The sequence below is a fragment of the Streptomyces sp. LARHCF249 genome, assembly GCF_052871255.1.
Genome location: NZ_JBIXJQ010000006.1, coordinates 138,187 through 160,757 on the forward strand (window position 1 = coordinate 138,187; position 22,571 = coordinate 160,757).

Annotated in this window: 19 protein-coding genes; 5 read left to right on the forward strand and 14 right to left on the reverse strand. The window is 72.0% G+C overall.

Features of this window, described 5'->3' with window-relative positions; genetic code table 11:
• Window positions 1-77 precede the first annotated feature (77 nt).
• A complete protein-coding gene (locus ACIPUC_RS18575; RefSeq protein ID WP_215014325.1) occupies window positions 78-1,361 on the forward strand; it encodes an adenylosuccinate synthase in 1,284 nt (427 codons plus the stop codon).
• A gap of 139 nt (window positions 1,362-1,500) precedes the next feature.
• Window positions 1,501-2,007, forward strand: coding sequence for a carboxymuconolactone decarboxylase family protein (locus ACIPUC_RS18580; RefSeq protein WP_446590627.1), 507 nt, complete (start codon window positions 1,501-1,503; stop codon window positions 2,005-2,007).
• 67 nt (window positions 2,008-2,074) lie between these two features.
• Here the strand turns inward: ACIPUC_RS18580 and ACIPUC_RS18585 are convergent, their stop codons facing one another.
• The 12 genes from ACIPUC_RS18585 to ACIPUC_RS18640 form a co-directional block, all read right to left on the reverse strand.
• Complete coding sequence (locus tag ACIPUC_RS18585; RefSeq protein ID WP_446590628.1) at window positions 2,075-3,814, reverse strand: PKD domain-containing protein; 1,740 nt, start codon at window positions 3,812-3,814, stop codon at window positions 2,075-2,077.
• A gap of 88 nt (window positions 3,815-3,902) precedes the next feature.
• Window positions 3,903-5,513, reverse strand: a complete 1,611-nt coding sequence (locus tag ACIPUC_RS18590) for a hypothetical protein (RefSeq protein ID WP_446590630.1) — start codon at window positions 5,511-5,513, stop codon at window positions 3,903-3,905.
• A gap of 253 nt (window positions 5,514-5,766) precedes the next feature.
• A complete protein-coding gene (locus ACIPUC_RS18595) occupies window positions 5,767-6,645 on the reverse strand; it encodes an alpha/beta hydrolase family protein (protein ID WP_446590631.1) in 879 nt (292 codons plus the stop codon).
• A gap of 171 nt (window positions 6,646-6,816) precedes the next feature.
• Window positions 6,817-8,004, reverse strand: a complete 1,188-nt coding sequence (kynU, locus tag ACIPUC_RS18600) for a kynureninase (protein WP_446591157.1) — start codon at window positions 8,002-8,004, stop codon at window positions 6,817-6,819.
• A 10-nt stretch (window positions 8,005-8,014) separates the two neighbouring features.
• On the reverse strand, window positions 8,015-8,860 hold the full coding sequence (locus ACIPUC_RS18605; protein WP_446590632.1) for a tryptophan 2,3-dioxygenase family protein: 846 nt from the start codon (window positions 8,858-8,860) through the stop codon (window positions 8,015-8,017).
• A gap of 147 nt (window positions 8,861-9,007) precedes the next feature.
• Window positions 9,008-9,421, reverse strand: a complete 414-nt coding sequence (locus ACIPUC_RS18610) for a DUF3151 domain-containing protein (RefSeq protein WP_446590633.1) — start codon at window positions 9,419-9,421, stop codon at window positions 9,008-9,010.
• A gap of 113 nt (window positions 9,422-9,534) precedes the next feature.
• A complete protein-coding gene (gene fbaA, locus ACIPUC_RS18615) occupies window positions 9,535-10,557 on the reverse strand; it encodes a class II fructose-bisphosphate aldolase (protein ID WP_446590634.1) in 1,023 nt (340 codons plus the stop codon).
• A 254-nt stretch (window positions 10,558-10,811) separates the two neighbouring features.
• Window positions 10,812-11,375, reverse strand: a complete 564-nt coding sequence (pyrE, locus tag ACIPUC_RS18620) for an orotate phosphoribosyltransferase (RefSeq protein WP_446590636.1) — start codon at window positions 11,373-11,375, stop codon at window positions 10,812-10,814.
• Between the two features lie 21 nt (window positions 11,376-11,396).
• Window positions 11,397-12,182, reverse strand: a complete 786-nt coding sequence (locus ACIPUC_RS18625) for an aldose epimerase family protein (protein ID WP_446590637.1) — start codon at window positions 12,180-12,182, stop codon at window positions 11,397-11,399.
• Between the two features lie 39 nt (window positions 12,183-12,221).
• Entirely contained in the window at window positions 12,222-13,091 is an 870-nt protein-coding gene (locus ACIPUC_RS18630; protein WP_446590639.1) for an SRPBCC domain-containing protein, read from the reverse strand.
• A 33-nt stretch (window positions 13,092-13,124) separates the two neighbouring features.
• Window positions 13,125-14,768 (reverse strand): polyamine aminopropyltransferase, encoded by a 1,644-nt coding sequence (locus tag ACIPUC_RS18635; RefSeq protein WP_446590640.1) that lies wholly within the window; start codon window positions 14,766-14,768, stop codon window positions 13,125-13,127.
• Window positions 14,769-14,902: 134 nt separating this feature from the next.
• Window positions 14,903-15,451, reverse strand: coding sequence for a DUF2617 family protein (locus ACIPUC_RS18640; protein ID WP_446590641.1), 549 nt, complete (start codon window positions 15,449-15,451; stop codon window positions 14,903-14,905).
• A gap of 670 nt (window positions 15,452-16,121) precedes the next feature.
• On the opposite strand from ACIPUC_RS18640, the gene ACIPUC_RS18645 reads away from it, so the two are divergent.
• Both ACIPUC_RS18645 and ACIPUC_RS18650 read left to right on the forward strand, forming a co-directional pair.
• Window positions 16,122-17,312: a pyridoxal phosphate-dependent aminotransferase gene (locus ACIPUC_RS18645; protein WP_446590642.1), complete on the forward strand. Its 1,191-nt coding sequence runs from the start codon at window positions 16,122-16,124 to the stop codon at window positions 17,310-17,312.
• Between the two features lie 138 nt (window positions 17,313-17,450).
• Window positions 17,451-18,641, forward strand: a complete 1,191-nt coding sequence (locus ACIPUC_RS18650) for a hypothetical protein (protein ID WP_446590643.1) — start codon at window positions 17,451-17,453, stop codon at window positions 18,639-18,641.
• A 9-nt stretch (window positions 18,642-18,650) separates the two neighbouring features.
• On the opposite strand, the gene ACIPUC_RS18655 is transcribed toward ACIPUC_RS18650, so the two are convergent.
• Entirely contained in the window at window positions 18,651-19,190 is a 540-nt protein-coding gene (locus ACIPUC_RS18655; protein ID WP_446590644.1) for a YbjN domain-containing protein, read from the reverse strand.
• 119 nt (window positions 19,191-19,309) lie between these two features.
• Here ACIPUC_RS18655 and ACIPUC_RS18660 point away from each other — a divergent pair, with 119 nt between their 5' ends.
• Window positions 19,310-19,834: a hypothetical protein gene (locus tag ACIPUC_RS18660; RefSeq protein WP_446590646.1), complete on the forward strand. Its 525-nt coding sequence runs from the start codon at window positions 19,310-19,312 to the stop codon at window positions 19,832-19,834.
• Between the two features lie 30 nt (window positions 19,835-19,864).
• On the opposite strand, the gene clpB is transcribed toward ACIPUC_RS18660, so the two are convergent.
• Window positions 19,865-22,465 carry an ATP-dependent chaperone ClpB gene (gene clpB, locus ACIPUC_RS18665; RefSeq protein WP_446590648.1) on the reverse strand — a complete coding sequence of 867 codons (2,601 nt, stop codon included), beginning with the start codon at window positions 22,463-22,465 and terminating at the stop codon, window positions 19,865-19,867.
• Between the last annotated feature and the right edge of the window lie 106 nt (window positions 22,466-22,571).

The following is a 22,571-nucleotide window of genomic DNA, read 5'->3' on the forward strand; positions in this document are numbered from 1 at the left end:
GACGGCTCAGCCTGCGGTGTACATCGTCGTACGCCCCCTGACCTTGGACATGCCCCATCCGGAAGAGGTGTACGCCTGTGCCCGCTCTTGTGCTGCTCGGAGCTCAGTGGGGTGACGAGGGCAAGGGAAAGGCCACCGACCTGCTCGGTGGATCCGTTGACTATGTAGTGCGCTACCAGGGTGGCAACAACGCCGGCCACACGGTCGTCGTAGGCGACCAGAAGTACGCGCTGCACCTTCTCCCTTCCGGCATCCTCTCCCCCGGATGCACCCCGGTCATCGGTAACGGCGTCGTCGTCGACCCGGCCGTCCTGCTCTCCGAGCTGCGCGGCCTGAACGAGCGCGGCATCGACACCTCCAAGCTGCTCATCAGCGGCAACGCGCACCTGATCACGCCGTACAACGTCACCCTCGACAAGGTCGGCGAGCGCTTCCTCGGCAAGCGCAAGATCGGTACGACCGGCCGCGGCATCGGTCCGACGTACGCGGACAAGATCAACCGCATCGGCATCCGCGTCCAGGACCTCTACGACGAGTCGATCCTCACCCAGAAGGTCGAAGCGGCGCTGGAGGGCAAGAACCAGCTCCTCGCGAAGCTGTACAACCGCCGCGCGATCGACGCCGCCGCGATCGTGGAGGAGATGCTCCAGTACGCGGACCAGATCAAGGGCTACGTCGCCGACACCACCCTGATCCTGAACAACGCGCTGGACGAGGACAAGGTCGTGCTCTTCGAGGGCGGCCAGGGCACCCTGCTCGACGTCGACCACGGCACGTACCCCTTCGTCACCTCCTCGAACCCGACCGCGGGCGGCGCCTGCACCGGTACCGGTGTCGGCCCGACGAAGATCAGCCGCGTCATCGGCATCCTGAAGGCCTACACGACCCGCGTCGGCGCCGGCCCGTTCCCGACCGAGCTGTTCGACCAGGACGGCGAGGACCTGCGCCGCATCGGCGGCGAGCGCGGCGTGACCACCGGCCGCGACCGCCGCTGCGGCTGGTTCGACGCGCCGATCGCGCGCTACGCCACCCGCGTGAACGGCCTGACGGACTTCTTCCTCACCAAGCTGGACGTGCTGACCGGCTGGGAGCAGATCCCGGTGTGCGTCGCGTACGAGATCGACGGCAAGCGCGTCGAGGAGCTCCCGTACTCGCAGTCGGACTTCCACCACGCGAAGCCGATCTACGAATACCTCCCCGGCTGGTCCGAGGACATCACCAAGGCGAAGACCTTCGAGGACCTCCCGGCGAACGCGCAGGCGTACGTCAAGGCCCTCGAGGAGATGTCGGGCGCCCCGATCTCGGCGATCGGCGTCGGCCCCGGCCGCACCGAGACCATCGAGATCAACTCGTTCCTGTAGGAAGTACGCCGAAGGGGCGGGACGCGTGCGTCCCGCCCCTTCGGCGTACCGGAAAAGAAATTTCCCGCAGCCGGTCACACTCGTGCGCGCCCGTCCGTCAGTGCTGTGCAGACACCGGAACCGAAGGAGAGCAGCAGCCATGACGGACACCACCGCCCCGGCCACCACCCACATCTCGCGGATGCCCGACCCGGGCGAGTTCGTCCCCGAGGTGAGCGACATCAGCGCCGCGCTCTTCCGGGCGACGGGCAACCGCTCGGTGCCGCGCAAGACGATCAGCCTCGTCCACCTGCGCGCCGGGCAGATCGTCGGGAACACCTACCTGACCATCCTGAACACGTCGTTCCTGCGCAAGGCCGGGGAGACCGAGGAGCGCATCACCGCCGTCTCCTCCTGGCAGGACGCCCCCTACTTCACCGAGGCGGAGCGCGCCGCCCTCGCCCTGGTGGAGGCCACCCTCCAGCCCGCCCCGCACGGCCGGGAGCGGGTCTCCGACGAGCTGTACGCCGAGGTGGCGAAGCACTACGACGAGAAGGCGCTGGCCACCCTCACCATCGCGATCGGCCAGATCAACTTCTTCATCGCCCTGGCCGTCATCGGCAAGCCGCAGCCGGTCGGCTCGCTGGCCGACGAGCAGTGGGACTGAGCCGCCGGGACGCGGAAGGGGCGGTGCGCCGTACGGTGCACCGCCCCTTCCGCTGACCAGCCGGCTCTTACCGGATCGTCTGGTAGTAGCCGGTCAGGTCGACGAGCAGGTCGATGTTCTCCCAGCCCTGGTTCCAGAAGTCGACCATGCCCCCCTTGCCCCCGGGCGTCTGGACCAGGTTCGGGACGGTCGCGCCCGCCGTCCAGTTCAGGGACGAGGAGAGGGGCCGCTGCGGCGTGACCGGGGTGCCGTTCTGGTAGTCGGACCAGAAGTTCGGATCGGGGGCGACCGACAGGAAACCCGCCCCGGTGGTGTTGGTGACCGTGGTGTTGAGCGCCCAGCCGTCGACCTCGGGGGTCGTCCTGTCGCCCTCGAGCCGCATGGGCTCGTACGCACGGGCCGGCACCGGGGCGGCCTTCCTGAGGCCCCAGCTGCGGTCCTTGCGCGTGTCCAGCAGCCGCATGGGCACCCAGGCGGTCACGAAGGCGGACCGGCTGTCGGGGGTGTAGTAGCCGACGACGTCGACCACCACGTCGGCCGGCTTCCAGCTGCCGTTGCGAACGGTGATCTTCCCGTCGGGACCGATCGGCACGATCACCGAGTTGGCGACGGTCTGGCCGGCGGTGAAGTTCACGTTCGAGGTGGCCGGAGCCGCCTGCCCGCTGGGGTAGGCGGTCAGGTGGCCGTCCGCCCGCGGGTTGGTGGCGGTCAGGTTGAGCGCCACGGCGGTGGCGCCCGCCGGGACGCCCCCGCGCCCGGCGATCTCGACGCCGAAGGTGCCGTAGCCGGCGACCTGGCCCTTCGCCGCACCGACGCCCTCGCGGGTGTCGACGGCGCGGGTCGGGGTCAGCGCGCCGTAGCCGGCGGCGGGCGCCGTCGTGAAGGAGCCGGTGACGTCCGCGAGCAGGTCGACCGACTCCCAGCCGCCGTTGAACAGGTGCACGTACCCGTCGTCGCCGACCGGCGCGATCACCAGGTTCGGAACGCTCTGGCCCGCGACGTAGTTCACGTTCGACGTCTCGGCGCCCTCGGCCAGGTCCTTGTCCTGGCCGACCGAGATGTGGCCCGGTCCCGCCGTGTTGGTGACGGTGACGTTGAGGACCACCGCGCGGACCCCCGCGGGGACCTTGGCCACGCCTGCGACCTTCAGCGCCACCGAGCTCCGCCCGCCGACCTTGGCCTGCGCGGCGCCGAGGCCCGCGCGGGTGTCCAGCAGCCGGGTGGGCGCGTGCGAGGTGAACTCGGCGCCCGCGGTGACGAACGTGAGCTCGTTCGCGGCCTCGACGCCGTTCGTGGTGTCCTTCACCGTGACCTTGACGTCGTACGAGCCGACCGCGGCGTACGTGTGCTTGGTGTACCGGAGGTCGGTGTCGAAGCCGGCGACGGTGGCGCTGAACGTGTCCGTGGTCCCGTCGCCCCAGGAGATGGTGACGTCGAGCGCGGCGTCGTCCCAGGGGAGGACGATGGTCCGCAGATCGATCGAGTGCGCGCCGGTGCCCGTGGCGTACAGGTCGATCGAGAGGCGCGAGCCGTCCTGCTCGCCCTGCGCGCCCTGCGCCCGCGCGGTCCCGCCGGTCCGGTCACCGGACTCCGGCGTGACCACCGTACGGTCGGCCGGGCTGGTGAAGGCCTTGCCCTTGAACGCCCGCGCCGCGTCCGGGGCGGCCCCGGTCGCGGCCGCCCCCTGAGCGGCCGCGGGAGCCGCGGGAGCGACCGGCCCCGGGCCCGCCGCCTGGGCGATGCCCGGGATCAGTCCGATGCCTGCCGCGACGAGCGCGGCGGAAAGTACAAGTCGGTGATTGCGCACCGGCCCCCCCAAAGTCGGTGTAAGTGGAAAAACGCACTCCGGGCCCGGCCTCGACGGCCGGGCCCGGAGCGGTGGTGAGAGCCGGCTGCTACTTGGTCTCGTAGTAGCCGAAGATGTCGACGACAAGGTCCACGGGCTCCCAGCCCTGGTTCCAGAAGTCGACGATGCCGGTGGTGCCGGCGCTCGCCTGGACCAGGTTCGGGACGGTCTTGCCCGCGGTCCAGTTGAGGGTCGAGGCGCCAGGACGCGCGGGTTCGACCCAGGTGCCGTTCTCGTAGTCCTCGACCGAGTTCGGGTCCGGGGCGACCGAGAGGAAGCCGGCGCCCTGGGTGTTGGTCACCGTGGTGTTCAGCACGTAGCCGGCGATGCCGGGCTCCGTGCCGGAGATCTCCAGCGGGAGCCAATCGCGGGCCGGCAGCTGCCCGTACGGCCAGCTGGGGTCGCGGGTGTCGAGCATGCGGCCCGGCGCCAGCGGCATGTAGGCGCCGTTGCTCGCCTGGCTGTAGTAGCCGACGACGTCCACGATGACGTCGGCACCGGCCCAGGCGCCGTTGCGGACGCTGATCTTCCCGTCAGCGCCGACCGGGACGATCACCGAGTTGGCGATGGTCTGGCCGGCGGTGAAGTTCACGCTGGACGTGGACGGAGCCGTCTGACCGCTCGGGAAGACGGTCAGGTGACCGGTCTCCTTCGGGTTCGTGACGGTCACGTTCAGCGCCACGGCGCTGATGCCCTGGGGCACCCCGCGCAGGCCGCTGATCTGCGTGCTGAAGACCGCCTGGCCGGCGACCTGGCCCTTGGCGGTGCCGAGGCCCTCGCGGGAGTCGACGAAGCGGGCCGGCGTCATCGACGTGTAGCCGCTGGCCGCGGACCGGGTGAAGTAGCCGGTGACGTCGGCGAGCAGGTCGATGGACTCCCAGCCGCCGTTGAACAGCTCGACGTAGCCGTCCTTGCCGACCGGCACGATGACCAGGTTCGGGACGGTCTGACCGGCCTCGAAGTTCACGTTCGAGGTGATCGGCTGCTCGTGGCCCGAGCCGAAGACGGTGACGTGGCCGGCCTGGGTGGCGTTGGTGACGGTGACGTTCAGGACGACCGCGGTGACGCCGGTCGGGATGCTGCCGTTGCCGCCGACCTTCAGACGGGCCTTGCCGCGCGCCGGGACCTTGGCCTTGGCGGCGCCGATGCCGCTACGGGTGTCCAGCAGACGGGTCGGGCCGTACGGGGTGAAGTCCGAGCCCGCGGTGTGGACGGGGAACGCGTTGACGACCTCGGCCTGGTTCGCGGCGTCCGTCACGGTGACCTTGACGTCGTACTGGCCGAGCTCCGCGTAGGTGTGGCTGTTGTACAGCGTGGTGGACCCACCGGCGGTGGTGGTGTCCTTGGTGCCGTCGCCCCACTCGATGGTGATGCTGAGCGAGGCGGGTGCACTGATGATCTCGGTGGCCAGGTTGAGGCCGTGCGCCGTCGTGCTCTCGGCGTTCAGGACGATCGCCAGGTCCGGGTTGCCGGCGACGGCACCCTCGGCCTGGACGGTGGCGGCGGCCTCGTTCTGGGCCCCCGGCAGGCTCTTCCGGACCGACTTGTCGGCCGGGCTGGAGAACTTCTTGAAGCTCGACGCCGCGGCCTTGTCCAGGTCCACGGCGGAGGCGGCCACACGGTTGGTGGCCGGCTTGCCCGGGTCGGCCGCGTGGGCCATTCCCGGGATGAGGCCCGCACCGGCGGCTATAAGTGCGGCGGATACTACGAGACGGCGACTGCGCACCGATCCCCCCATTTTTGAACGTGCTCAGGATGTATCGGGGTGCAGCCTACATAGCTTATGCGCACGGTCCAGCCGGGTATCCGGGAGGGTGGGGGAACCTGGCCCGGATGTGCCCCAGCCTGTCCCGTTCTAGGCCCTCGCCCCACCCGTGAATCCGCGCTGCTGCCGCACCGGGCGGCTCCGAGTTCTACCAGGCCAGCTGCGAGATCTCCTCCGCCACCACCGCGCACGCGTCCGCCGCCGGGTCGATGAGCGGAAAGTGGCCGACCCCGTCCAGCAGGGTCAGGCCCACCATCTCCCCCGCCTTCGCCGCCGCGGCCACGTACGACTCCGCGACCGCGGGCGGGACCACGATGTCCTCGCGGCCCTGGACCACGGCCGTCGCGATGCCCGTCGGGAGCAGGGCCGCCGGGTCCGCGGAGGGGAGCCGGGAGGCGAAGTGCTCGGGCCCGCCCAGCAGCTGCGCGCTCGCGCCCCCGCACACGCCGAGTTCCTCCGCCACCGCGAAGTCCGCGATCGGGGCCAGCGCCACCACGCCGCGCAGCAGCGGCGGGGAAGGCAGCCTCCACGGGGAGCCGTACGGAAGAACGTGCCGGGCCGCGCCCCACAGCGCGAGGTGGCCGCCGGCGGAATGGCCGGTCAGGACCACGCGGCGGATGTCGGCCTGCGGCAGGGCGGTGGCGGCCAGGCCCGGCAGGGCGTCCAGCGCGGCGGCGACGTCGTCGAAGGTCTCCGGCCAACGCCCGGCGACCGGACCCTCGGAGCCCTGCGCCGGAAGGGAACGGCCGCGCCGGTACTCGACGTTGGCCACCGCGAAACCACGCCGGGCCAGGAAGTCCGCGAAGGGCGTGACGTGCCGGCGGTCGTACGGGGCCCGCCACGCCCCGCCGTGCAGCACGACGACCAGCGGCGCCGGGTGCGCGGCCGCCCCGCGCGGGGCGTAGAAGTCGACGACCTGGTCGGGGTGTTCCCCGTACGCGGCGGTCGCGTCCGGCGCGACGGCCGGATGGGAGAAGGCCGAGGCAGCCTCGGCGGCGTCCCGTTCCACTGCGGCGGGGTCCGTCATCGGCTCAACCTCTCGGTAACGCGTGGGACAGCGGGGACAGATGTTCCGGTGGTCCGGCAGAGCGGGACCGTATCAGTCTGGAACGAGCCGTTCCGTGCGGGGCCCGGGATGTGCCGGAGCGGGCGGAGCCGTAGCCCCGCCCGCCCGGTGATGTGACGTTTCGCTACGGGGTCACCCGAAAATGTGACCCAGTGTCCGCGCCGCACGCTCCGCATCGGCGAATCCGACGTAGAGCGGGGTGAAGCCGAAGCGCAGGACGTCGGGGGCCCGGAAGTCCCCGATCACGCCGCGCGCGATGAGCTCCCGCATGACCTCGCGGGCGTTCTCGGTGCGCAGCGAGACCTGGCTGCCGCGGTGCGCGTGCTCGGCCGGGGTGACCGACTCGACCCGGCCCTGCGGGACGTACGCCGCCACGCAGGCCAGGAAGAAGTCGGTCAGCGCGAGGGACTTGGCGCGCACGGCTTCGACGGACACGCCGTCCCAGACGTCGAGCGCCGCCTCCAGGGCCAGCATGGACAGGATGTCCGGCGTGCCCACGCGGCCGCGCCGCGCGCCGTCGGCCGGGGTGAACTCCGGCGTCATGGCGAAGGGATCGGCGTGGCCGTTCCACCCCGGGAGGGGGGAGTCGAAGGCGGCCTGGTGGCGGTCGGCGATGTACAGGTACGCCGGGGCGCCGGGGCCGCCGTTGAGGTACTTGTACGTGCAGCCGACCGCGAGGTCGACGGCGTGCGCGTCGAGGCCGACGGGGAGGGCGCCTGCGGAGTGGCACAGGTCCCAGACCGTGACCGCGCCGGCGGCGCGGGCGGCCGCCGTCAGGGCCGGGAGGTCGTGGAGCCGGCCGGACTTGTAGTCGACGTGGTTGAGCAGGACCACGGCGGTGTCCTCGCCGAGCGCCTGCGCGGCGGCGGACGGGTCCACCGGGACCACCTCGAGGCCGGTCATCCTGGCCGCCGACGCGGCGATGTAGCCGTCGGTGGGGAAGGTGGCGGCGTCGACCAGCATCCGCGTGCGGCCCGGCCCGGCGAGGCGGGCCGCGCCGACCAGGGCCTTGAAGAGGTTGACGCTGGTGGAGTCGCCGACGACCACCTGGCCCGGGGCCGCGCCGATGAGCGGGGCGAGCTTGTCGCCGATCCGCTCGGGGGCGGTCCACCAGCCGCTCTCGTCCCAGGACCGGATCAGGAGCTCGCCCCACTGGCGCCGGACGACATCGGCGGTGGTGTCGGCGACACCGGCCGGGAGCGCTCCGAGGCTGTTGCCGTCGAGGTAGACGACACCCTCGGGGAGGGTGAAACGGTCGCGGAGCTTGCCGAGCTCGTCGGCCGCGTCCAGGGCTTCGGCCCGGGCCGCGAGGTCCGTTATCGAGGTCATGTCAGACATGGCTGCGGGCCGTCCAGAGCTCCGGGAAGACGTTCTTCGCGGCGCGCTTCTCGAGCCACGTCACGCCCGCCGAGCCGCCCGTGCCCGTCTTCGCGCCCATCGCGCGGCGGGTGGCCACGAGGTGGTCGTTGCGCCAGCGCCAGACCAGTTCGGCGACGTCCGTGAGGACCTCGCCCAGGCGGTGCAGGTCCAGGTGCTCGTCCGGGTCGGCGTACAGGCCGGTCCAGACGGCCTCGACCTCGGCCGAAGGCTCGTAGCGCTGCGAGAGGTCGCGGGTCAGGACCTCGGCCGGCACCGGAAGGCCGCGGCGGGCCAGCAGGCGCAGGACCTCGTCGTAGAGGCTGGGCTCGTGCAGGGCCTTCTCCAGCTCCGCGTGGACGCGCGGGGCGCCGCGGTGCGGGACCAGCATGGAGGCGGACTTCTCGCCGAGCAGGAACTCCATGCGGCGGTACATCGCCGACTGGAAGCCCGAGCCCTCGCCGAGCGCGGCGCGGTAGGCGTTGAACTGGCCCGGGGTGAGCTGGGCGAGCGGGCGCCAGGAGGCGTTGAGGGCCTCCAGCTCGCGGAGGGATCGTTTCAGCGCGTCCATCGCGACCGGGACGCGGTCCTCGCGCAGCGCCTTCGCGGCGGTTTCCCACTCGTGGACTATGACCGTGAACCACAGCTCCATGACCTGAGTGGTGACCAGGAAGACCATCTCGCCGGGGTCGTCCGAGCGGAGGTGCTGGAGGTGGGTGAGGACGTCCGCCTGGACGTAGTCCTCGTACGGGGTCGTGCCGGCGAAGTCGAGGTTCGGGGTGTCCGAACCGGCTCCGGAGGCATCAAGGGTGTTCGACATCGCTGTCTCCTCGACACGTGCTTCCGGGTAGCGGTCCGCTCCTTCCGTGAGGCAAGTGGAGCCCCGGTCCCCTGCCCAGCATCATAGGACCCGGTCGGGGCGGGGCTCCAGCGGGGAGTGACGCACGTCACGTCCCCGCCTCGGGCCTCAGGCCTGCAGCGCGTCCGCCGCCGTCTGCGAGGAGTCGCGCAGGAAGGTCGAGCAGCGCTCGTACTCGTCCTTCTCGCCGATCGCCTCGGCGGCGCGGGCCAGGGCGTTCAAGGCGCGGAGGAAGCCGCGGTTCGGCTCGTGCTCCCACGGCACGGGGCCGTGGCCCTTCCAGCCGGCGCGGCGCAGGGCGTCGAGGCCGCGGTGGTAGCCCGTACGGGCGTACGCGTACGACTCGACCGCGCGGCCGGCGGCGAAGGCCTCGTCGGCGAGGGTCGCCCAGGCGAGGGAGGAGGTGGGGTGCGCGGCAGCCACCTCGACCGCGGGGGTGCCGGACGCCAGGGCCCCGCGGCCGGGCTCGTCGGGAAGGTGGGTGGGGGCGGGGCCCCCGAGCAGGTTCTGGTGAATGGACATGCCCCCAGTCTGGGGTATCGCGGGGCACGAGCGCCGAAGGGCCCGGCCCGCCGTCGTGGGACGGCGGGCCGGGCCCTTCGGCGGGAACGGCGTGAACGTGCGCGCGCGGGCGCTTACTTCAGCTTGGTGCCCGTGGAGCGCAGGTTGGCGCAGGCCTCGGTGACGCGCGCGGCCATGCCGGCCTCGGCGGCCTTGCCCCAGGTGCGGGGGTCGTACTTGGACTTGGTGCCGACCTCGCCGTCGACCTTCAGCACGCCCGCGTAGTTGGTGAACATGTGGTCCACGACGGGGCGGGTGAAGGCGTACTGGGTGTCGGTGTCGAGGTTCATCTTCACGACGCCGTTCTCCAGCGCGGTGGCGATCTCCTCGGCCGTGGAGCCCGAGCCGCCGTGGAAGACGAAGTCGAACGGCGAGGCCTTGCCGTACTTCTCGCCGACACCGGCCTGGAGGTCCTTGAGGAGCTCGGGGCGCAGGACGACGTTGCCCGGCTTGTAGACGCCGTGGACGTTGCCGAAGGAGGCGGCCAGCAGGTAGCGGCCCTTCTCGCCCAGGCCCAGGGCCTCGGCGGTGCGGATCGCGTCCTCGACGGTGGTGTACAGCTCGTCGTTGATCTCGTGGCTGACGCCGTCCTCCTCGCCGCCGGTCGGGGTGATCTCGACCTCGAGGATGATCTTCGCGGCGGCGGCCTTGGCGAGCAGCTCCTGGCCGATGGCCAGGTTGTCGGCCAGGGTCTCGGCGGAGCCGTCCCACATGTGCGACTGGAAGAGCGGGTTGCGGCCCTGGGCGACGCGCTCGGCGGAGATGTCGAGCAGCGGACGTACGTAGCCGTCCAGCTTGTCCTTGGGGCAGTGGTCGGTGTGCAGCGCGACCGTGATGTCGTACTTGGCGGCGACGATGTGCGCGAACTCGGCCAGGGCGACGGCGCCGGTGACCATGTCCTTGCTGTACTGGCCACCCAGGAACTCCGCACCACCGGTGGAGATCTGGATGATGCCGTCGCTCTCGGCCTCCGCGAAGCCGCGCAGCGCAGCGTGCAGGGTCTGGGACGAGGTCACGTTGATGGCCGGGTAGGCGAACTTGCCTGCCTTCGCCCGGTCGAGCATCTCGTTGTAGACCTCGGGGGTTGCGATGGGCATCTGTCCGCTCCTTGGATGTGCGGGGAGTGTGCTTATTGCGGGCCCTGACCTGGGGGCGACGTCATCGTCGCACCCATCTTTCCAGACTCCGCCCCACACTCCACCCCGGCCGTCGGCAAGTACGGCCGGAACCTGCCGGGGCGTTTCACGTGAAACATCCCGGCCACCCGAAAAGCAGCAGGTCAAGCCATGATCCGGGACGTCCGGGGACCTCCGTCCCCGGTTGTCCCGGAGCGGAATCCGCCCCTCCGTGGCTAGGAGAGGCCGAGGTCCTCGAGGCGGTAGCCGGTGAGGTAGGGGAGACCCGCCTCGGCGATGGCGCCGGCCGCGCCGCGGTCGACGATCGTGGCGACGGCCACGACCTCGCCGCCGGCCTCGCGGACCGCCTCGACGGCGATCAGCGGGGACCCGCCGGTGGTGGAGGTGTCCTCGACGACCAGGCAGCGCTTGCCCTTGACGTCGGTGCCCTCGATGCGGCGCTGCATGCCATGGGCCTTCTGCGCCTTGCGGACCACGAAGGCGTCCAGCCGCTGACCGCGTGCGGCGGAGGCGTGCAGCATCGAGGTCGCGACCGGGTCGGCGCCCAGGGTCAGACCGCCGACGCAGTCGAAGTCGAGGTCGGCGGTGAGGTCGAGCATGACCTGCCCGACCAGGGGGGCCGCCTCGCCGTCGAGGGTGATCCGGCGGAGGTCGATGTAGTAGTCGGCCTCCCTGCCGGAGGAGAGGATCACCTTGCCGTGCACGACGGCCTTGTCCTTGATCTGCTGCAGAAGCTCATCGCGTGTGCCTGACGGCATGACTTCGTTGACGTCGCTCATGCCCCTGAGCTTAATTCGGCTCTACGGGAGCCGCCGCCACGTCCACGTCGTGGAGACCTCGAGCGGGTCGACGGGGGTGACCAGGCGCGGGAGGGTGTTCAGCCCGTTGGGCGGGCCGGACTGCGGTTCGACGCAGACGGCCTCGGCCTCCTCGTCGTACACGACCACCCATTCCTCACGGCTGGTGATCTTTAGCTCGAGCGCGCCGGGCCAGGTGAGCGTCACGTCCACGCCGTGCGGCATGCCGAAGCAGTCGTCCCAGGGGCCCGGCTTGGGGTCGGTGCGGTGGCCGGTGGGGAGGTGGTCGTCGCCGCGCTCCTCCTGCCACGCGGGCTCGAAGTCCAGGCGTACGTCCTCGCCGGTGCCGAGGTTGCGGCGGAACCAGGGGTGCCAGCCCGCCTGGGCCGGGAAGGAGTCGCCGTACGTCTCGACGCCCAGGGCGAGCGTCAGCCCGTCGGGGGTCAGCTCGAAGCTCTGGGTGACGCGGCCGGGCCACGGCCAGGGGTCGGCGAGGTCGAAGACGAACGCCGCCTCGGTGCCGGTGAGCCGCCCCCGGCGCCAGGCGGTGTCGCGGCCGAAGCCGTGGATGGCGTGCGGGGGGTGGTTGAGCGGGAGCTGGTGGACGACCCCGCCGTCACGGAACTGCCCGTTCGCGGTGCGTCCGCACCAGGGGACCATCGGGAAGGCCCCGAAGTGCGGGCCCTGGCGCAGCAGCTCGGTCCCGTCGACACGCAGGCTGCTGATCCGGCAGCCGTTCTCCTGGTCGATGGTCAGCTCGGCGCCGCCGGCGCTCAGTTGCGTACTCATGCGGTCGAGCGTAATAGGGCGTGATCGACAAGACACCCCCTAGCGGCGGCGGCGCAGGGCCCGGCCGATGACGACCGCCGAGGCCAGGGCGAGGGCGGCGGCGGGGGCGAGCCAGCGCAGGCTGTCGGCGGCCGTGGTGGTGGCGGGCGCGGGGACGGGGGCGTACCGGCCGCGCGGGGGCGCGTGGTCCACCTCCTCGGCGCTGCGGCCGATCATGGTTCGGCGGGCGTGGGCGGCCTCGGCCGGGGGCCGCGGGAGGTCGCCGAGGTCGTCGAAGTCGTCGAAGCCGCCGGCCAGGAAGGGGTCCAGGGAGGGCGGCGGCACGTCGGTGTCGAACACGGAGGCGGTGACCTCGGTGACGTCGTCCCCGTCGGTCCCCTCCGGTCCGGCGGACTCGCCGCCTTCGGCCTCCTCGGCGTCCGCCACCGGGTCGCTCACCTCGTCGGGCCCGGCGGCCCCGCCGGGGGCGGACTCCTCCCGGGTCGCCTCGGCGAGCCGGGCGGCGGTCTGGTCCAGCAGCCGCTGTACGGCGGTGGCGGTGGCCGCGGCGGTGAACGCGGCGGCGCGCCCGTCGGCGGTTGCCCCGCCGGTGAAGTCGATCCGGGTCCGCCGGTCCCCCTCCGGGGTGAGCCGCAGCGCGAGGGTGAGCTTGACGGTCCCGCTGCCGCGGACCTCCGCGCCCTCGCCGTCGACGGCGAAGTGGTCGGGGTCCCGCTCGGCGACGGACAAGGCCCCCCGGTAGGTCACGGTGCTCCCGCCGACCCGGATCTTCAACCGGCCGGAGAGCGGTCCGGACTCGGTGTCGGCGTCCTGCTGGAGACCCGGCACGCACCGGGCCACCCGGACGGGGTCGCGCAGCACGGCGCGGAGACTGTCTGCCGGTACCGGAACGAACACCTGATGCTCCATGCGGCCGAGCCTACCGACGACAACCGCACCGGGTCACGAATACCGCGGGTGCGGGAGGGTCGACGGCGGAAGTCCCCGCATCCGGGTGCGCTCGGCGTCGCGCGCCGCGTCCTGGAGCGAGCCGGTCGACAGCGAGCGCAGCCCCGGCGTGTAGCGGTCCACCAGCAGCGGGGGTGCGTGCTCGCGGGAGGCCAGTACGAAGCCCCAGTCCTGCGGGGGCGCGCCGCTGCCGCCGAGGGGGGTGCGGTCGGGTCCGGCGGCGAAGCCCGAGAGGCGGCCGCCCGCGCTGTAGGGGGAGGTCCGCAGACCGGCCGCGCGCAGGGTGGACTCGACGGTCCAGTACGTGCGCGGGCGCGTGGCCAGCGGTCCGGCGTGCACGGCGAGCCGGCCCCCGGGACGCAGGGCCCGCGCGGCCAGCCCGTAGAACTCCTGCGAGTACAGCTTCGTGCTGGGCGTGATGCCCGGGTCGGGGAGGTCGGAGACGATCACGTCGAACCGGTCCCGGGCGGCCGCTCCGCGCAGCCAGCGGAACGCGTCCTGCGTGACGACCGCGAGCCGCGGGTCCCCGTACACGCCGGCGTTGAGCGCGGAGAGCATCGGGTCGGTGCGGGCGAGCCGGACCACGCCGGGGTCGAGTTCGACGACGGTGACGGAGGCGACGTCGGGGTAGCGCAGCACCTCGCGGGCGGCGAGCCCGTCACCGCCGCCGAGGACCAGGACGCGGGTGTGCGGGCCGGTCATGGCGGGGTGGACGAGCGCCTCGTGGTAGCGGTACTCGTCGTAGCCGCTGACCCGCAGCCGCCCGTCGAGGTACAGGTCCAGGGAGCGCGGGGAGCCGGTCGCGGGCCCCGTGAGCACCAGTTCCTGCACCCCGGTCTGGACGGCGACGCGCACCTCCCCGCCGTAGACGGCGCCGCGGGCGACCCGCTCGAAGTCGTCGGCGAGGACGGTCGCGCAGGCGAGCACGGACAGCACGGTCACGTTGGCGGCGACCAGCGTCCAGCGGGCGCGCCGGCTCAGGTCGCGGCGGAACAGCCAGAGCACGAGCCCGCCGCCGACGACCGCGTTGACGGTGCCGGTGAGCATGGCGCCGGTGAGCTGGCCGAGCACCGGCAGCAGCAGGAAGGGGAAGGCGAGGCCGCCGACCAGCGCGCCCACGTAGTCGGCGGCGAACAGGTCGGCGACGGCCCCGCCCGCGTCCTGTCTGCGGATGCGCTGGATGAGGGCCATCAGGAGCGGGATCTCCGCGCCGATGAGGACACCGATGGCGAAGGAGAAGGCGACGAGGGCCGGCCGGGATTCACCCAGCCAGGCGAAGCTCGCGTACAGCGCTATGGCGGAGAGCCCGCCGAGCAGCGCGAGCCCGGCTTCGATGGCGGCGAAGCCGAAGGCCGGGCGGTGCCGCAGCCGTTTGGCGAGCAGGGAGCCGACGCCCATGGCGAAGACCATGACGGACAGCACGACCGACGCCTGGGTGACGGAATCGCCGATGAGGTAGGAGCCGAGGGCAAGCAGCTCCAGTTCGTATACGAGCCCGCAGGCGGCGCAGACGAACACGGTGGCCAGCACGAGGAGTCGGCCGGTCCGGGGCCGTACGGGCAGGGCGGCCGGGACGCGCCCCGCGCCCCGCGGCTCCGGAGCCGGGAGCACCCGGCGCGGGACGGAACGGTCGATCATGCAGCGAACCGTACGTCACCGCCCACTCGCATCCGGTCACCCACATGGGTGCAAGTGGGGTACTGGTCCGGCCAGTTGGCGTAACCGCGCAGCAATGCCCGCGCCCCGGCGGCCGGCAGGCCCCGGCCGCACTCCTACAGCACGGCGTGCGACTCCAGGGTGGCCACGGCCGCGGAGCCCGCGCGGGCGCCGACCCGGGTCCTGGTGGCCACCAGTTGGCCCTCCTGCGGGTACGCGTGCCAGGTCCGCCAGCGCACCTGGCCCTCGTAGTGCTGGGCCAGCATGGCGGTGAAGGCGTGCGGACTGCCCGGGAAGGTGCCCGCCAGTCCGTTCGGGTGGTCGGCCACCAGTGCGAGCAGCTCCTGCGCCCGCCCCGCGAAGGAGCCGCGCGACAGGGTCTCGACCCGGGCGGCGAACTCGTACTCCCAGTCGCCCACCCGCTTGGCCACGCCGAGCGGCAGCGGCGTACTGCTGCCGGGCATGCAGGCGACCGTCTCCGAGCAGAGCACCTCGCCCTCTTCCAGGAGCACCTGATGAGAGGCCCCGAGCAGGCGCAACTCCACCTTCGCACCCGACAGTTCGAGGTTCAGTACGGCCAGGGCGGGCAGCCGGTCCCGACCCAGGGCCCAGGCGAGATCGGCGGCACGCGTGTCGGTGTAGGTGGTCTGGAGGGTCGTGAGCATGAGTCGGCTCCGCAAACGCGCGAGGGAGATGGGCCGGGGCCCGCCAGCGGTAGTCAACGGGTGGGGGGACACCGGCACGGGTCCACAGGAAGTCCAGGGAGGTCCGAGGACTGGTCTACTCAACCGAGGGAATCATGAAAGGCACGGCACTCACAGCGTTTTTACCCAACTTGACGGGGTTTACATCCCCCCGGGGGCTCCACAGTTCACGTGTTCAACGACATGTGCCCCGCGCGTCGCGATGCATGCGCGAAGGAGAGGGCGCCCGGCGGAAATCCGCCCGCCGGGCGCCCTCGTCCATGCGGTGCCAGCTGCCCCGTGTCAGCTGGAACCGCATCCCCCGCCACCGCCGCAGGAGGACGAAGATCCGCCGCAGGACGAGGACGATCCGCTCGAACACGAACCCGACGAGGAACCGCTTCCGCCGGCCCACCAGCTGCTGCTCTTGCCGCCACCGCCGCCGCCGGAACCGGCCGAACGGACTGCCATGGCCACGACGAAACCGACGATGAGAAGCCCGATCACAATGAAGACGAACACGATGCCCGCCCCCTCTCTCACGCCCCGGTCTTCCCGGGGGACGGGATCCCCGCGTCCCGTGTGAAGGGGGGATGCCCGCAGGCCACGCGGCCCAAAGCACACTTGAGCAAGTCCAGAGGTTCCCCCCAGGATGGCGCCCATGAGCGCACCCGTGAGCAGCGACCGCCCCTTCCTCAACCGCCGTCTGGCGGCTTTCGGCACCACGATCTTCGCGGAGATGTCGGCGCTGGCCGCCCGCACCGGGTCGATCAACCTGGGCCAGGGCTTCCCCGACACCGACGGCCCCGCCGGCATCGCCGAGGCGGCCTCCCGCGCGGTCCTCACGGGCCTCGGCAACCAGTACCCGCCGGGCCCCGGCGTCCCCGAACTGCGCACCGCGGTCGCCGCGCACCAGCAGCGCTTCTACGGCCTGGCCTACGACCCCGACACCGAGGTCCTGGTCACGGCCGGTGCCACCGAGGCCATCGCCGCCTCGCTGCTGGCCCTGCTCGAGCCGGGCGACGAGGTCATCGCCCTGGAGCCGTACTACGACTCGTACGCGGCCTGCATCGCGATGGCCGGCGCCGTCCGCGTGCCCGTCACCCTGCGCCCGCACTCCGGGAGCTTCGCCCTCGACCTGGACGAACTGCGCGCCGCCGTCACCCCGCGCACCCGCCTGCTCCTGCTGAACACCCCGCACAACCCGACGGGCACGGTCCTGACCCGCGAGGAGCTGGCCGCCGTCGCCGCCCTCGCCGTGGAGCGCGACCTCCTGGTCGTCACGGACGAGGTCTACGAGCACCTGGTCTTCGAGGGCGCGCACATCCCGCTGGCCGGGTTCCCGGGCATGCGCGAGCGCACGGTCACCATCTCCTCGGCGGGGAAGACCTTCTCCTTCACGGGCTGGAAGGTCGGCTGGGTCACGGCGCCCCCGGAGCTGGTGACGGCGGTCCGCTCGGCGAAGCAGTTCCTCACCTACGTCTCCTCCGGCCCCTTCCAGTACGCGATCGCCGAGGCCCTCGCCCTGCCCGACGCCTACTACGAGGGCTTCCGCGCGGACCTGGCCGCCAAGCGCGACCTCCTCGCCGACGGCCTCGCGGCGGCCGGCTTCGAGGTCTACCGCCCGCAGGGCACGTACTTCATCACCACGGACATCACCCCGCTCGGCGAGAAGGACGGCCTGGCCTTCTGCCGCGCCCTGCCCGAGCGCTGCGGGGTGGTCGCCATCCCGAACCAGGTCTTCTACGACGACAAGTCGGCCGGCGCCACCCAGGTCCGCTGGGCCTACTGCAAGCGGACGGAAGTACTCCAAGAGGCGGTGTCCCGCCTGCGCCGCCTTTAGGGCACGTTCGGGGTCCGGTCGTTTACCAGGTGTGCTTGCGGGGTGTGCGAGGCCGATGTGAAGCTGACGGCCTGGAACGTGCCCGTAGCTCTCATCATCGGATGAGCGTACTCACGAAGAGCAGGAAAGTCGGGATACATGGCAACGGGCAGAGTCTCGGTGTCCGCGTCGCCCCTGGAGATGCGCGCCGTCAAGGCGGTGCGGGCGGCCGCGCCGGCGACGGTCATCGCGCTCGGGGTGTTCGCCGCCGTACGCGGCGCCGGGGTACTGGTCCTCACCCTCGGCTCCTGGTGGGCGGGGAAGGACCCGCTCCGGGTCCTCGGCAGGTCCTGGGACTCCGTCTGGTACCTCGGGATCGCCGCCAACGGCTACGGGCGCACCCAGATGTGGCCCAACGCCACCACCGGCACCGGCTCCATCCAGAGCGACTACGCCTTCTTCCCGCTCTACCCGGCGCTGATCAGGCTGGTCGGCTCCGTGCTGCCCGGCGGGCTGGTCCCGGCCGGGATCCTCGTCGCCTGGCTCTGCGCCGCGGTGGCCGCCGTCGGCGTCTACCGGATCGGCGCCTGGGTGATCGGGCCGCGCGCCGGGCTGCTGCTCGTGGGACTGTGGGCGGCGCTGCCGCACGCCGTGGTGCTGAGCCTGGCCTACACCGAGGCGCTGCTGGCCGCGCTCGCCGCCTGGGCGCTCTACGCCCTGCTGCGCGAGCGCTGGCTGTGGGCGGCCGGCCTGGCCGTGCTCGCCGGTCTGACCCGGCCGACCGGGCTCGCGGTCGCCGCCGCCGTCTCGGCGATGGCCCTGTACGCGATCGCCACCCGCCGGTCCCGCGCGCCCGAGGTGTGGGTGGCCGGGCTGCTGGCCCCGGCGGGCTGGGCGGCGTACGTCGTGGCCGTGGGGATGCGGGTGCGCGATCCCCTCGGCGGGTACTTCGCCGTGCAGCGCCGCTGGGGCTCGCGCTTCGACTTCGGGGCCGGGGCGCTGCGCTCCGCGGAGCGGGTGCTGACCGGCGGGCACGTGCCGCTGGCCACCACCGTGACCGTGGTCCTGCTGGCCGCGGCCGGGCTGCTCGCGATGCTGCTGGTGCTGGACCGCACCCCGCTGCCGCTGCTCGCCTACACGGCGATACTGCTGCTGATCGCGTACGGCGGGGCCGGGTTCTTCGAGTCGAAGCCGCGGTTCCTGCTCCCGGCCTTCCCCCTGCTGCTGCCGGTGGCGGCCGCCATGGCGAGAGCCCGGCCGCGCACCGCGGTCATGGTGACCGCGGCGCTGGCCGGGCTCAGCTACGGCTACGGGCTGTACCTGCTGCTCGTGGCCCGCGTACCGCTCTAGGACCTGGTCCTAGCCGTTGTTGTCGCCCTCGTCGTCGCCCTCGGTGGAGTCGATCTCCTTCTCCAGGCCGAGCTGCTCGACGAGCCACTTGTCGAACTCGATGGAGGCGCGGACCCAGCTGACCGTGGAGGACACGAAGTGCTCCAGGCTCACGCCGGTGCCGATCAGCATCTGCGCCTCACCGATCAGACGGACCGAGCCGTCGTCGTGGGTGTGGCTGTAGACCTTCGGCCACAGGGTGCGGCGGTTCCAGTCGTCGATCGACTCGAGAAGCTGGGGCTTCTCTTCGATCTTGTGCGGACGGTCGTAGAAGGTCCGCACCGAGAAGACCTGCTGCTCGTCCTCGCCGCGGAACATGAAGTACGTGCGGAACTCCTCCCACGGCGCCGCGAGGTCACCCTCGTCGTCGACGACGTACTTGAGCTCCATCTGCTCCAGCAGCTGCTTGACCAGATCCTGGTCGGGGACGACGGGGCCCGCCGGTCCTGTGGCCTGCGGATCGGGCTGCTGCCCTCCGAAGTTCGGAATCGAGGCCGGGTCGATGCTCACCGTGTACTTCCCTTCGTGCGGATACCTGCATCCTCCCCCATCCCGCCCACCCCGTGTCCAGCCCGACGGCCTACGATCCGCTCCGGGCGGACAGGGGGTGCGCCGGCAGAGGGGGAACCGTGCGGAGACGGACTCAGGCAAAGGGAGCGGTATGGGCGCTGGCGGCCCTGGCCGGCGTGGTGGGGGTGCTGGCCCTGACACCGGTCGCGGGCACGCTGTGGCTGCTGGCGGCGTTCTTCTTCGGTGATCCGTACGGCGACGAGCGGCCCGAGTCCTACTGGGACGTCTCCGTCGACGATACGCCGAAGACTCCGATCACGTGCGACGGAGCCCTGGCCTTCGCCCGTGCCCGGCTGCCCGCCGGGGCGCAGGACGCGAGCTGCCTCAACGCCCCGACGAGCTCGCACACGACGGTCATCGCCACGTTCCGGATGGAACGCGGCGATGCCGGGGCCTGGCTCGCCGCCACCTACCCGGGAGCCGAGCCCCAGAAGCCCTGCGGCCGCTCCGACCTGGTCGATTGCGGCATCGTCCTCCACGGCAAGGACGGAGCCGGCCTCGCGGAACGCGTGAGGTACGGCGTGAGGCACCTCGAGGGCGGGATCGACCTCGTGGACCTGCAGGCCTCGGCCCCGGCCCGCTAGCGCGGTCACGGCACGAGAGCGTCCGCCGGGTTACAGCGCCTTGCCGACCAGCAGGTCTTCGCCCGCCACGTCGACGCGGACGGTGTCCCCGTCCCTGACCTCGCCGGAGAGGATCTCCTTCGCGAGGCGGTCGCCGATCGCGGTCTGGATCAGGCGGCGCAGGGGCCGGGCGCCGTACGCGGGGTCGTTGCCCTTGTCCGCCAGCCAGGCCAGGGCCTCCGGGGTGACCTCCAGGGTCAGGCGCCGGTCGGCCAGCCGCTTGGCGAGGCGGCCGATCTGGAGCTCCGCGATGTGGGCCAGCTCGTCCCCGGACAGGGCGGAGAAGACCACCAGGTCGTCGAGGCGGTTGAGGAACTCCGGCTTGAAGGTGGACCGCACCACGTCCAGGACCTGCTGCTTCTTCTGCTCCGGGGGCGTCGCCGGGTCCATCAGGAACTGGCTGCCCAGGTTCGAGGTGAGGACCAGGATCGTGTTGCGGAAGTCGACCGTGCGGCCCTGGCCGTCCGTGAGGCGGCCGTCGTCGAGGACCTGGAGCAGGATGTCGAAGACCTCGGGGTGGGCCTTCTCCACCTCGTCCAGGAGGACGACGGAGTACGGGCGGCGGCGGACGGCCTCGGTGAGCTGGCCGCCCTCCTCGTAGCCCACGTAGCCGGGCGGGGCGCCGACGAGCCGGGCCACGGAGTGCTTCTCGCCGTACTCCGACATGTCGATGCGGATCATGGCCCGCTCGTCGTCGAAGAGGAAGTCGGCCAGCGCCTTGGCCAGCTCCGTCTTGCCGACGCCCGTCGGGCCCAGGAAGAGGAAGGAGCCGGTCGGCCGGTCCGGGTCGGCGATGCCGGCCCGGGTGCGGCGCACCGCGTCGGAGACGGCCCGTACGGCCTCGCCCTGGCCGATCAGGCGGCGGCCCAGCTCGTCCTCCATGCGGAGCAGCTTCTGCGTCTCGCCTTCGAGGAGGCGGCCGGCCGGGATGCCGGTCCAGGCGCCCACCACGTCGGCGATGTCGTCGGGACCGACCTCGTCCCGGACCATGCTGTCCTTCGCGGCACCGGTCTTGGAGGCCTCCTCCTCGGCCTCGGTGGCCTCCGCCAGCTCCCGCTCGACGGTCGGGATCTCCCCGTAGAGCAGCTTGGATGCGGTGTCGAAGTCACCGTCGCGCTGGGCGCGCTCGGCCTGGCCGCGCAGGTCGTCCAGGCGCTCCTTGAGCTCACCGACGCGGTTGAGGGACTGCTTCTCCTTCTCCCATCGGGCGGTCAGCCCGCGCAGCTCCTCCTCCTTGTCGGCGAGGTCCTTGCGGATCTTGTCGAGGCGTTCGAGCGAGGCCGGGTCGGACTCGTTCTTCAGCGCCAGCTCCTCCATCCGCAGCCGGTCCACCGAGCGCTGGAGCTCGTCGATCTCCAGGGGGGAGGAGTCGATCTCCATGCGCAGCCGGGACGCGGCCTCGTCGACGAGGTCGATGGCCTTGTCGGGCAGGAAGCGGGAGGTGATGTACCGGTCGGAGAGGGTGGCCGCGGCGACCAGGGCGCTGTCGTTGATCTGGACCTTGTGGTGGGCCTCGTAGCGGCCCTTGAGGCCGCGCAGGATCGCGATGGTGTCCTCGACGGAGGGCTCGGCGACGAGCACCTGCTGGAAGCGCCGCTCGAGCGCGGGGTCCTTCTCGATGCGCTCGCGGTACTCGTCCAGGGTGGTCGCGCCGACCATCCGCAGCTCGCCGCGGGCCAGCATGGGCTTGAGCATGTTGCCCGCGTCCATCGCCGAGTCCCCGCCGGCGCCCGCGCCGACGACCGTGTGCAGCTCGTCGATGAAGGTGATGATCTGGCCGTCGCTGGACTTGATCTCGGCCAGGACGGTCTTCAGCCGCTCCTCGAACTCACCGCGGTACTTGGCGCCGGCGACCATGGCGCCCAGGTCGAGGGAGACGAGCCGCTTGTTCTTCAGGGACTCCGGGACGTCGCCCTTGACGATGCGCTGGGCCAGGCCCTCGACGACGGCCGTCTTGCCGACGCCGGGCTCGCCGATGAGCACCGGGTTGTTCTTCGTACGGCGCGAGAGCACCTGCACGACGCGGCGGATCTCGTGGTCCCGGCCGATGACCGGGTCGAGCTTGCCCTCGCGGGCGGCCGCGGTGAAGTCGGTGCCGAACTTCTCCAGCGCCTTGTACTGACCCTCGGGGTCGGGGGTGGTCACCCGCCGCCCTCCTCGTGCGTTCTGGAAGGCGTCCAGCAGCTTCTTCGCGCTCGCGCCCTGGGTGGAAAGGACCTCACCGGCCGCGCCGCCCGTGGCGGCGATGGCGATGAGCAGGTGTTCGGTGGAGAGGTAGTCGTCGCCGAGCTTGCCCGCCTGGGCGTCGGCCTCGGCGAGTACGGCGAGCAGCTCGCGGGTGGGCTGCGGGGGCGCGACCGTGGACCCGGTGACGCTGGGCAGGGCGGCGAGCAGCCGCTCCGCGCCGCCCCGGACGGCGGCCTGGTCGGCGTCGGAGGCCGCGAGGAGGTCGGTCAGGTTCTCGTTGTCCTCGCCGGCGAGGAGCGCCAGCAGCAGGTGCGCGGGGGTCAGGTCGGCGTGGCCGTCCTTGACGGCCCGGCTGGTGGCCGCGTTCAGCGCGTCCCGGCTCTTGTTGGTCAGCTCGGCATCCACGGGTGACTTGCTCCTCTCTGGGGGACAGAACTATGACATAAACAACCTATGCAAAGTTGAGTCTATTCCACTCAAGGCAGCTCGCGGTACCCCCGTCCGGCCCAGC

Coding starts and splice junctions, on each gene's coding strand:
- ACIPUC_RS18580 (WP_446590627.1), top strand. CDS start 1,501: ATGACGGACACCACCGCCCCGGCCACCACCCACATCTCGCGGATGCCC.
- ACIPUC_RS18590 (WP_446590630.1), bottom strand. CDS start 5,513: ATGGCCCACGCGGCCGACCCGGGCAAGCCGGCCACCAACCGTGTGGCC.
- ACIPUC_RS18595 (WP_446590631.1), bottom strand. CDS start 6,645: ATGACGGACCCCGCCGCAGTGGAACGGGACGCCGCCGAGGCTGCCTCG.
- ACIPUC_RS18605 (WP_446590632.1), bottom strand. CDS start 8,860: ATGTCGAACACCCTTGATGCCTCCGGAGCCGGTTCGGACACCCCGAAC.
- ACIPUC_RS18610 (WP_446590633.1), bottom strand. CDS start 9,421: ATGTCCATTCACCAGAACCTGCTCGGGGGCCCCGCCCCCACCCACCTT.
- fbaA (WP_446590634.1), bottom strand. CDS start 10,557: ATGCCCATCGCAACCCCCGAGGTCTACAACGAGATGCTCGACCGGGCG.
- pyrE (WP_446590636.1), bottom strand. CDS start 11,375: ATGAGCGACGTCAACGAAGTCATGCCGTCAGGCACACGCGATGAGCTT.
- ACIPUC_RS18625 (WP_446590637.1), bottom strand. CDS start 12,182: ATGAGTACGCAACTGAGCGCCGGCGGCGCCGAGCTGACCATCGACCAG.
- ACIPUC_RS18630 (WP_446590639.1), bottom strand. CDS start 13,091: ATGGAGCATCAGGTGTTCGTTCCGGTACCGGCAGACAGTCTCCGCGCC.
- ACIPUC_RS18635 (WP_446590640.1), bottom strand. CDS start 14,768: ATGATCGACCGTTCCGTCCCGCGCCGGGTGCTCCCGGCTCCGGAGCCG.
- ACIPUC_RS18640 (WP_446590641.1), bottom strand. CDS start 15,451: ATGCTCACGACCCTCCAGACCACCTACACCGACACGCGTGCCGCCGAT.
- ACIPUC_RS18645 (WP_446590642.1), top strand. CDS start 16,122: ATGGCGCCCATGAGCGCACCCGTGAGCAGCGACCGCCCCTTCCTCAAC.
- ACIPUC_RS18650 (WP_446590643.1), top strand. CDS start 17,451: ATGGCAACGGGCAGAGTCTCGGTGTCCGCGTCGCCCCTGGAGATGCGC.